We start from the raw sequence: 10,562 nt of genomic DNA on the forward strand, positions 1-10,562 counted from the left end.
GACCCGTCAAAAGGCCGTTGTAGCCAGCGCGCAATCGAGGTGAGCATGTCCAGCAATTTCCTCAATCCGGTCAATACCCAGACATGGACCAACGGCCGCCATATGGTGCGCTGCGTGAAGGTGATCCAGGAAACCTGGGACGTTCGCACCTTTTGCTTCATGTCCGACCAGCCAATCATGTACTTCTTCAAGCCAGGTCAGTTCGTCACCCTGGAACTGGAGATTGATGGTCAGCAGGTGATGCGCTCGTACACGATCGCCAGCTCACCTTCGGTGCCCTACAGCTTCTCAGTAACGATCAAGCGCATCCCCGGCGGCAAGGTGTCCAACTGGCTGCACGACAACCTCACCGAGGGTGATCTGCTGCCGGTACACGGCCCCGTGGGTCTGTTCAATGTTATCGATTACCCCAGCGACCGGGTGCTGTTCCTGTCCGGGGGCGTCGGCATCACGCCGGTCATGTCGATGGCGCGCTGGTATTTCGATACCAACGCCAACGTGGATATGGTGTTCGTCCACAGCGCTCGCTCCCCCAAGGACGTGATCTTCCATCGTGAGCTGGAGCACATGGCGTCGCGGGTCAGCAATTTCAGCCTGCACATCATCTGCGAAAAACATGGCATGGGTGAGGCCTGGGCCGGCTACCGAGGCTACCTCGACCAGCGCATGCTGGAGCTGATAGCGCCCGACTTTCTCGATCGCGAAATCTTCTGCTGCGGACCAACGCCGTACATGAATGCGGTCAAGCGGCTGTTGGTCGCCAATGGCTTCGACATGCAGCGCTATCACGAAGAATCCTTCGGCGCGACGCCGGCGGACGTGCGCAGCGATGTACAGGAGCTTGCCGAACAGGCCGCCGATGCGCCGGATGTACCGTTTGCCGATCTCAATCAGGTGGAGTTCACCGGGACGGGCAAGAGCATCCGCGTGGGCCCGCGCGACACCGTTCATTCAGCCGCCGCACAGCTTGGCCTGCATATACCCAAGGCCTGCGGTATGGGCATTTGCGGTACGTGCAAGGTCATGAAGACGTCGGGCGAAGTGATCATGGAGCACAACGGCGGCATCACCGATGAGGATGTGGCTGAAGGCTATATCCTGTCCTGCTGCAGCGTGCCGCAGGGCGACGTGGTCATCGATTACTGAGCCTTCCTGCCGGGCGCGATGACCGCGCTCGGCAGCACCCAGCCCGTTAGTTGCACGCCCGCCTGAACCCGCCAGGCACCTCTCCGCGCCGTTGCCAAAAACGCGCCCGCCTTTCCAGGCGCTCGCTTCAAGTCATTTGCGCCCAGCCGCAGCAGCCATCCATCGGCCCAAGCCCCAAGCGACACTTGGGGCTCGGACTGCGGTACGCGTGCGCGTTCATCACCCTCCTCCCACCTCGTACCGAGCAGCTTCAATGGCGCTTGTTGCCGGCGTTTGCGGCGAAACCTGCCGGGCGACAGCACGGGTTCCGATAACGACGAGGTCATGTCGCAAACGAACTCTCACAAGACGCAGGCAGGCATCTTCCCGGCAAGGCCCAGCCCTACCATCGCATCCAGACAGACCAAGGCCTTCACCGAGGCGAATGGCGCAGTTGCGCTTTTAGGAGATCCGCGATGTTCAGCAAGCAAGACAAAATTCAAGGCTATGACGACGAACTGCTGGCGGCGATGGATGCCGAGGAAGCGCGTCAGGAACATCACATCGAACTGATCGCCTCGGAGAACTACACCAGTAAGCGGGTCATGCAGGCACAGGGCAGCGGGCTGACCAACAAGTATGCCGAAGGCTATCCGGGCAAGCGCTACTACGGTGGCTGCGAGCATGTCGACAAAGTCGAGCAGCTGGCGATCGACCGGGCCAAGGAGCTGTTCGGCGCCGACTACGCCAACGTCCAGCCGCACTCCGGCTCCTCAGCCAACAGCGCGGTGTATCTCGCACTGCTGCAGCCGGGTGACACCCTTCTGGGCATGAGCCTGGCCCATGGCGGTCACCTGACCCATGGCGCCAAGGTCAGCTCGTCCGGCAAGCTGTACAACGCCGTTCAGTACGGCATCGACACCGATACCGGTTTGATCGATTACGACGAGGTCGAGCGCCTGGCGGTTGAATGCAAGCCGAAGATGATCGTTGCTGGCTTCTCGGCCTATTCGAAGACTCTGGACTTCCCGCGCTTCCGCGCCATCGCCGACAAGGTCGGTGCGCTGCTCTTCGTCGATATGGCCCACGTAGCAGGCCTGGTGGCCGCCGGCCTTTATCCGAACCCGATTCCGTTTGCCGATGTGGTCACCACGACCACCCACAAGACTCTTCGCGGCCCGCGTGGCGGCTTGATTCTGGCGCGCGCCAATGCCGATATCGAGAAGAAGCTCAACTCTGCGGTATTCCCGGGGGCTCAAGGCGGACCGCTGATGCATGTCATCGCCGGCAAGGCCGTGTGTTTCAAGGAAGCGCTGGAGCCTGGCTTCAAGGATTACCAGCAGCAGGTGATCAATAACGCTCAGGCCATGGCCAAGGTATTCATCGACCGCGGCTTCGACGTGGTCTCCGGCGGCACCGATAACCATCTGTTTCTGGTCAGCCTGATCAAGCAGGGCATCACCGGTAAGGACGCAGACGCTGCCCTGGGTCGCGCCGGCATTACCGTCAACAAGAACGCCGTACCCAACGATCCGCAGTCGCCCTTCGTCACGTCCGGCCTGCGTATCGGTACACCGGCCATCACCACACGCGGTTTCAAGGAAGCTCAGAGTGTCGAGCTCGCTGGCTGGATCTGCGACATCCTCGATCACCTCGGCGATGACGATGTCGAGGCACAGGTTGCGCGACAAGCTGCTGGGCTGTGCGCCGACTATCCGGTGTACCGCTGATTCGTAGGGTGGAAGGACTTTTCTTCCACCTCCAGTTGGTGGATCGCTGATCGGTGATCCCCCGCTACGAGTCGCATCACCGCTTCGAGGCGGTCGTTTTTCAGGAGCATTCGACATGCAACGTTATTCCGGCTTCGGCCTGCTCAAGCACTCATTCAGCCATCACGAAAACTGGCAGCGCATGTGGCGCAACCCCAAGCCCAAGCCGGTATACGACGTAGTCATCGTCGGCGGCGGTGGGCATGGCCTGGCCACGGCTTATTACCTGGCGAAAGTGTTCGGCGTTAAGAACGTCGCAGTGGTCGAGAAGGGTTGGCTGGGCGGCGGCAATACCGCACGTAACACCACCATCGTGCGTTCCAACTACCTATGGGACGAATCGGCGCGACTCTACGAGCATGCGATGAAGCTCTGGGAAGGCCTGTCCCAGGACATCAACTACAACGTGATGTTCTCCCAGCGCGGCGTATTCAACCTCGGTCATACCCTGCAGGACATGCGCGACATCGAGCGGCGGGTCAGCGCCAACCGCCTAAACGGCGTCGACGGTGAAGTGGTAGATGCCCGGCAGGTGGCCGAGATGATTCCCTACCTGGACTGCTCGAAGAACACCCGCTATCCGATTCTCGGCGCATCGCTCCAGCGCCGCGGCGGCGTCGCACGACACGATGCGGTGGCCTGGGGTTACGCCCGCGCCGCCGACATCCTGGGCGTCGATCTGATTCAGCAGACCGAAGTCACCGGCTTTCGCAAGGAAAACGGCGTGTGCATCGGCGTTGAAACCAACAAGGGCTTCATCGGCGGCAAGCGCGTCGGCGTGGTCACGGCCGGTAACTCCGGGCACATGGCCAAGCTTGCCGGCTTCCGCCTGCCGATCGAGTCCCATCCGCTGCAGGCGCTGGTATCCGAGCCAATCAAGCCGATTATCGACACCGTGATCATGTCCAACGCGGTGCACGGTTACATCAGCCAGTCGGACAAAGGCGACCTGGTCATCGGCGCCGGCATCGACAGCTATGTCGGTTACGGTCAGCGTGGTTCCTACCCCACCATCGAACACACGTTGCAGGCGATCGTCGAGATGTTCCCGATCCTCTCGCGGGTGCGCATGAACCGCCAATGGGGCGGCATCGTCGACACCACCCCGGACGCCTGCCCGATCATTGCCAAGACCCCGGTAGAAAACCTCTTCTTCAACTGCGGTTGGGGCACGGGTGGCTTCAAAGCGACACCGGGTTCCGGCCATGTATTTGCCGCCAGCCTGGCCAAGGGTGAGATGCACCCGCTGGCCAAAGCGTTCTCCATCGAGCGCTTCCATAACGGCGCCCTGATCGACGAACACGGCGCCGCCGGAGTCGCGCACTAAGAAGGTCGCGCATAGCGCGACGGCTGATACCCCTCTCCCAAGGGAGACGGCAGACAAGCTTGCCCCGCGTGGCTATCCGAGCGGGTTTGAAGATTTACCGGAGGTACCGACCATGCTGCACATCTTCTGCCCTCATTGCGGCGAATTGCGCTCCGAAGAAGAGTTCCACGCGGCCGGCCAGGCGCATATCCCGCGCCCCCTGGACCCGAACGCCTGCACTGACGCGGAGTGGGGTGAGTACCTGTTCTTCCGTGACAATCCGCGCGGCATCCACCACGAACTGTGGATTCACGCAGCGGGCTGCCGCCAGTACTTCAACGTCACCCGTCACACGGTGAGCTACGAAATCCTCGAAACCTACAAGATCGGTGAGCGGCCCAGCGTGACTGAGGCTTCGCTCGCTGCGAAGAAGGCTGTCGACCAAGGAGTAACGGCATGAGCCAGGTCAATCGTCTTTCCCAGGGTGGCCGCGTCGACCGCAGCCAGCCCCTTACCTTCAGCTTCAACGGCCAGACCTATCAAGGCTTCGTCGGCGACACCCTGGCCGCCGCGTTGCTGGCCAACGGTGTCGATGTCGTCGGCCGCAGCTTCAAATACTCGCGTCCGCGCGGCATCGTCGCCGCGGGCTCCGAAGAGCCGAATGCGGTGCTGCAGATCGGCGGCACCGAAGCGGCGCAAATCCCCAACGTGCGTGCCACTCAGCAAGCCTTGTACGCGGGCCTGACTGCCAACAGCGTGAACGGTTGGCCGAGCGTCAATACCGACCTGATGGGCATCCTCGGTAAGGTCGGCGGCGGGATGATGCCGCCCGGTTTCTATTACAAGACTTTCATGTACCCGCAGAACCTCTGGCTGACCTACGAGAAGTACATTCGTAAGGCGGCAGGTCTCGGCCGTGCCCCAAGAGAAGAAGACCCGGACAGCTACGATCATCTGAATCAGCACTGCGACGTGCTGGTGGTTGGCGCCGGCCCTGCAGGTCTGGCCGCAGCGTTGGCTGCCGGTCGCAGTGGCGCCAGGGTGATCCTGGCCGACGAGCAGGAAGAGTTTGGAGGCAGCCTGCTTGGCACTCGCGAGACACTCGACGACAAGCCCGCCGCCGATTGGGCCGCCAGCGCCATCGCCGAACTTGAAAAAATGCCGGAAGTGATCCTGCTACCACGCGCCACCGTGACCGGCTACCACGACCACAACTTCCTCACCATCCACCAGCGCGTGGCCGACCACCTGGGTGAAATCGCGCCCATGGGCGCACTCGGGCAGCGAATCATCCGTCAGCGCATGCATCGGGTGCGGGCCAAGCGTGTGGTGTTGGCGACCGGTGCCCATGAGCGTCCGCTGGTCTATTCGAACAACGATGTACCCGGCAACATGCTCGCTGATGCAGTCTCCACCTATGTGCGCCGCTACGGCGTGGTCCCTGGCCGGCAGCTCGTATTGTCGACCAACAACGATTACGCCTACCGGGTGGTGCTCGACTGGCTGGACGCGGGCCAACAGGTGGTCGCCGTCGCAGATGCGCGCAGCAACCCGCGCGGCACCTGGGTCGAGGAAGCGCGCCGCCGCGGCGTACGTATTCTCGCCGGTAGCGCGGTGGTCGAAGCGCGTGGCAGCAAGCGGGTCACCGGCGCACGAATCTGCGCCATCGACATCGCCAGTCATAAGGTCACCAGCCCAGGCGAAGTGCTCGACTGCGACCTGATCGCCAGCTCTGGCGGCTACAGTCCAGTGGTTCACCTGGCCTCGCACCTTGGCGGTCGCCCCACCTGGCGTGAAGACATCCTCGCCTTCGTTCCGGGTGAAGGCTTCCAGCAGCGCAGCTGTGCCGGTGCGGTCAATGGCGTATTCGCCCTTGGTGACGCCATGGCAGACGGCTTCGAGGCAGGTGCCATGGCAGCTGCAGAGTCCGGTTTCGGGGCGGTCACCGGCAATCTGCCGAAGGTTGAACAACGCGTAGAAGAAGCGAGCGTCGCGCTGTTCCAGGTCCCCCATGACAAGTCCACAGAGCGAGCCCCGAAGCAGTTCGTTGACCTACAGAACGACGTCACTGCGGCCGGCATCAAGCTGGCAACACGCGAGGGCTTCGAGTCGGTCGAGCACGTCAAGCGCTATACCGCGCTGGGCTTCGGGACCGATCAGGGCAAGCTTGGCAACATCAATGGCCTGGCCATCGCCGCTCACTCGATGGGCATCAGCATCGCTGAAATGGGCACCACCATGTTCCGCCCGAACTACACCCCGGTCACCTTTGGCGCCGTCGCCGGTCGTCACTGTGGCGAGCTGTTCGAGCCCAAGCGCTTCACTGCGTTGCAGAAATGGCATCTGCAGAACGGAGCCGAATTCGAGGATGTCGGCCAGTGGAAGCGCCCCTGGTACTTCCCCAAGAAAGGTGAAGACCTGCATGCGGCTGTCGCCCGCGAGTGCCTGGCCGTACGAAATGCAGTCGGTATTCTCGATGCCTCGACGCTGGGCAAGATCGATATCCAGGGCCCGGATGCACGCGAATTCCTCAACCGCGTCTACACCAACGCCTGGACCAAGCTGGACGTGGGCAAAGCCCGTTACGGCCTGATGTGCAAGGAAGACGGCATGGTCTTCGATGACGGCGTAACCGCCTGCCTGGCCGACAATCACTTCCTGATGACCACCACCACTGGCGGTGCCGCACGGGTGATGGAGTGGCTGGAGATCTATCACCAGACTGAATGGCCCGAGCTGAAGGTGTACTTCACCTCGGTCACCGACCACTGGGCAACCATGACCCTGTCCGGCCCCAACAGCCGCAAGCTGCTGGCCGAGGTCACCGACATAGACCTGGACAAAGAGGCCTTCCCGTTCATGACCTGGAAGGAACGCAAGGTCGGCGGCGTGCCCGCGCGGGTATTCCGTATCTCCTTCACCGGGGAGCTGAGCTACGAAGTCAACGTCCAGGCCGATTACGCCATGGGCGTTTGGGAGCAGATCATCGAGGCGGGCAAGAAGCACGGCCTGACCCCCTACGGTACCGAGACCATGCACGTGCTGCGTGCCGAGAAGGGATTCATCATCGTTGGCCAGGAAACCGACGGGTCCCTGACCCCGGACGACCTGAACATGGGCTGGTGCGTCGGTCGCTCAAAACCCTTCTCCTGGATCGGCTGGCGCGGCATGAACCGCGAGGACTGCCTGAAGGAAGACCGCAAACAGCTGGTCGGCCTAAAACCGCTGGATCCGAAGAAGGTTCTGCCCGAAGGCGCGCAGCTGGTATTCGATCCCAAGCAGCAGATTCCGATGACCATGGTTGGCCACGTGACCTCCAGCTACATGAGTGCGGCCATGGGTTATTCCTTCGCCATGGCGCTGGTCAAAGGCGGCCTCAAGCGCATCGGCGAGCGGGTCTACGCACCGCTGGTCGATGGCAGCGTGATAGAGGCCGAAATCGTCAGCTCGGTCTTCTACGACCCGAAAGGCGAACAGCAGAACGTGTGAGGTGAGCGTGAGGCTGGCGCGCCAGCCTCACCTCGTTGCACCCCGAATTCAAAGGCGCTAGACGGCGCCAGGCAGGTAAACCATGACCGCAGTGAACGTGTACAAACAACGGCCTGACCTCGAAGGGCAATCACCGCTGCACCACGCCGGGCTTGCCGAATTGGTCGGTAAGGGCCGCGCCGGCGCAGGCATACGCCTGCATGAAAAGAAGCTGCGCGGCCATCTGACCCTGCGCGGCGATGCCCATGATCCCGCCTTTGCCAGCGGCATACAGGAAGCGCTTGGGCTGCAATTGCCGACTGCTCTGAAGCTGGTGGTCAATGGCGAAACCTCGTTGCAGTGGATGGGCTCGGACGAATGGTTGCTGATCGTCCCCCAGGGCGAGGAGTTCTCCGCTGAACAGCGGCTGCGCGAAGCCCTGGCTGGTCAGCACATCCAGATCGTCAATGTCAGCGGTGGGCAGACCCTGGTCGAACTCTCTGGGGAAAAGGTCCGCGAACTGCTGATGAAGTCGACGCCCTACGACGTCCACCCAAACAACTTCCCGGTGGGCAAGGCGGTCGGCACCCACTTCGCCAAAAGCCAGCTGGTGATCCGCCATACCGCCGAAAACGTCTGGGAGCTGGTCGTACGGCGCAGTTTCGCCGATTACATCTGGCTCTGGCTGCAGGACGCCAGTGCTGAGTACGGGCTCGCGATCGAGGGTTGAAGATCAGCCGGACCCTCCCCTCCGGTCGGGAGTTTGTAGGGTGGACGAGGCTCTTTTCGTCCACCAAGGAATCGGTGAATGGGTGAAGCGCCAGATACGTGGCCCGACCCACGCTACGAATGATTGGCGCATGGGCGCCGACTTGCTTCACGCAACCTGGAGACGAACATGAGCCGGACGCCTGACACCTGGATCCTCACCGCACACAGCCCGAGCCTGCTCGGCACCGTCGACGTGGTGACCCGCTACCTGTTCGAGCAGGGTTGCTATGTGACCGAGCACCACAGCTTCGATGATCGCCTCGTCAGCCGTTTCTTTATCCGCGTCGAGTTCCGCGCGCCGGACGGCTTCGACGAAGCGAGTTTCCGTACCGGCCTGATCGATCGCGTCGCACCCTTCGAGATGAATATCGAGCTGACGTCTCCGGGTTACCGGCCGAAAGTCGTAATCATGGTTTCCAAGTCCGACCATTGCCTGAACGACCTGCTGTACCGCCAGCGCATCGGCCAGCTTCCCATGGACATCGCCGCCGTGGTGTCCAACCACCCGGATCTGGAACCCCTGGCTCGCTGGCACGCCATCCCCTATCACCACTTTCCGCTCGACCCTCAGGACAAGCCCTCGCAAGAGCGCAAGGTGCTGCAGGTGATCGAGGACAGCGGCGCCGAACTGGTGATACTCGCACGCTACATGCAGGTGCTCTCGCCGGAGCTCTGCCGCACCCTCGACGGCCGGGCCATCAATATCCACCACTCCTTGCTGCCCGGCTTCAAGGGCGCAAAACCTTACCATCAGGCGTACCAGAAAGGCGTCAAGCTGGTGGGCGCTACAGCGCACTTCATCAACAACGACCTCGACGAAGGGCCAATCATCGCCCAGGGCGTCGAGCCGGTGGACCACACCCACTATCCCGAAGACCTGATCGCCAAGGGCCGCGACATCGAGTGCCTGACCCTGGCCAAGGCAGTCGGCTATTTCCTTGAGCGCCGGGTCTTCCTGCACGCCAGTCGAACGGTCGTGCTTTAACCATCAAGCGGCGAGCAGATCCGCAACCAAGCAACAGCCGGCTGACCCAGCTGGCACCTGACAGCTCCACTACAAGCCCGCGCGGCCTCCCGTCGCGCCTTGTATTCACAAAAACAAAGGAGAAACGCAGATGGCTGACAATCGTGGCGTCGTTTACCTCGGCGCAGGCAAGGTCGAAGTGCAAAGCATCGACTACCCCAAGATGCAGGATCCACGCGGGCGCAAGATTGAACACGGTGTAATTCTGCGCGTCGTTTCCACCAATATCTGCGGATCGGACCAGCACATGGTCCGCGGACGCACCACTGCACAGACCGGTTTGGTGCTCGGCCACGAGATCACCGGTGAAGTGATCGAAAAAGGCAGCGACGTCGAAAACCTGCAGCTTGGAGATCTGGTCTCGGTGCCGTTCAACGTCGCCTGCGGCCGCTGCCGCTCGTGCAAGGAACAGCACACTGGCGTCTGCCTGACCGTTAACCCGGCGCGCGCCGGCGGCGCCTACGGCTACGTCGACATGGGTGACTGGACCGGCGGCCAAGCCGAATACGTACTGGTGCCCTACGCCGACTTCAACCTGCTCAAGCTGCCCAATCGCGACAAAGCGATGGAGAAGATCCGCGACCTCACCTGCCTCTCCGACATCCTGCCCACCGGCTACCACGGCGCCGTGACTGCAGGTGTTGGCCCCGGCAGCACGGTCTACATTGCAGGCGCCGGTCCAGTCGGTCTCGCTGCTGCGGCATCCGCCCGCTTGCTGGGCGCGGCGGTGGTCATCATCGGCGACGTCAACCCGGTGCGCCTGGCGCATGCCAAAGCACAGGGCTTCGAAATCGCCGACCTGTCCCAGGACACGCCGCTGCATGAGCAGATCGCCGCCCTGCTGGGCGAGCCGGAAGTCGACTGCGCCGTTGACTGCGTAGGCTTCGAAGCACGCGGCCACGGCCACGACGGCGTCAAGGCCGAAGCCCCGGCTACCGTGCTTAACTCGCTGATGGGCGTGGTGCGCGTGGCAGGCAAGATCGGTATTCCCGGCCTCTATGTCACCGAAGATCCAGGTGCCGTCGATGCCGCCGCGAAGATGGGCAGCCTGAGCATTCGATTTGGTCTGGGCTGGGCCAAATCCCACAGCTTCCACACC

The 10,562-nt window shown here is 62.2% G+C and carries 8 protein-coding genes; all 8 read left to right on the forward strand.

The features are described from left to right. Positions 1 to 45 precede the first annotated feature (45 nt). Complete coding sequence (gene gbcB / locus NA619_RS17570; RefSeq protein ID WP_255963099.1) at positions 46 to 1,146, forward strand: glycine-betaine demethylase subunit GbcB; 1,101 nt, start codon at positions 46 to 48, stop codon at positions 1,144 to 1,146. Positions 1,147 to 1,601: 455 nt separating this feature from the next. Next, positions 1,602 to 2,855, forward strand: a complete 1,254-nt coding sequence (glyA, locus tag NA619_RS17575; protein ID WP_255963100.1) for a serine hydroxymethyltransferase — start codon at positions 1,602 to 1,604, stop codon at positions 2,853 to 2,855. A 115-nt stretch (positions 2,856 to 2,970) separates the two neighbouring features. Further along, a complete protein-coding gene (locus NA619_RS17580; protein WP_255963101.1) occupies positions 2,971 to 4,221 on the forward strand; it encodes a sarcosine oxidase subunit beta family protein in 1,251 nt (416 codons plus the stop codon). Positions 4,222 to 4,333: 112 nt separating this feature from the next. After that, entirely contained in the window at positions 4,334 to 4,660 is a 327-nt protein-coding gene (locus NA619_RS17585; RefSeq protein WP_255963102.1) for a sarcosine oxidase subunit delta, read from the forward strand. Further along, a complete protein-coding gene (locus tag NA619_RS17590) occupies positions 4,657 to 7,689 on the forward strand; it encodes a sarcosine oxidase subunit alpha (RefSeq protein WP_255963103.1) in 3,033 nt (1,010 codons plus the stop codon). The genes NA619_RS17585 and NA619_RS17590 overlap by 4 nt, the downstream gene beginning before the upstream one ends. An 82-nt stretch (positions 7,690 to 7,771) precedes the next feature. Further along, positions 7,772 to 8,398, forward strand: coding sequence for a sarcosine oxidase subunit gamma (locus NA619_RS17595; RefSeq protein ID WP_255963104.1), 627 nt, complete (start codon positions 7,772 to 7,774; stop codon positions 8,396 to 8,398). A gap of 168 nt (positions 8,399 to 8,566) precedes the next feature. Further along, a complete protein-coding gene (gene purU / locus NA619_RS17600) occupies positions 8,567 to 9,424 on the forward strand; it encodes a formyltetrahydrofolate deformylase (RefSeq protein WP_255963105.1) in 858 nt (285 codons plus the stop codon). A gap of 130 nt (positions 9,425 to 9,554) precedes the next feature. After that, a partial coding sequence (fdhA, locus tag NA619_RS17605) for a formaldehyde dehydrogenase, glutathione-independent (protein WP_255963106.1) occupies positions 9,555 to 10,562 on the forward strand: 1,008 nt, incomplete at its 3' end.

The organism is Stutzerimonas stutzeri (genome assembly GCF_024448895.1).
Lineage (GTDB): Bacteria > Pseudomonadota > Gammaproteobacteria > Pseudomonadales > Pseudomonadaceae > Stutzerimonas > Stutzerimonas stutzeri_Q.

Excerpts from the sequence above, each read along its gene's own strand:
- gbcB (WP_255963099.1), top strand. The coding sequence starts at position 46 with ATGTCCAGCAATTTCCTCAATCCGGTCAATACCCAGACATGGACCAAC.
- glyA (WP_255963100.1), top strand. The coding sequence starts at position 1,602 with ATGTTCAGCAAGCAAGACAAAATTCAAGGCTATGACGACGAACTGCTG.
- NA619_RS17580 (WP_255963101.1), top strand. The coding sequence starts at position 2,971 with ATGCAACGTTATTCCGGCTTCGGCCTGCTCAAGCACTCATTCAGCCAT.
- NA619_RS17585 (WP_255963102.1), top strand. The coding sequence starts at position 4,334 with ATGCTGCACATCTTCTGCCCTCATTGCGGCGAATTGCGCTCCGAAGAA.
- NA619_RS17590 (WP_255963103.1), top strand. The coding sequence starts at position 4,657 with ATGAGCCAGGTCAATCGTCTTTCCCAGGGTGGCCGCGTCGACCGCAGC.
- NA619_RS17595 (WP_255963104.1), top strand. The coding sequence starts at position 7,772 with ATGACCGCAGTGAACGTGTACAAACAACGGCCTGACCTCGAAGGGCAA.
- purU (WP_255963105.1), top strand. The coding sequence starts at position 8,567 with ATGAGCCGGACGCCTGACACCTGGATCCTCACCGCACACAGCCCGAGC.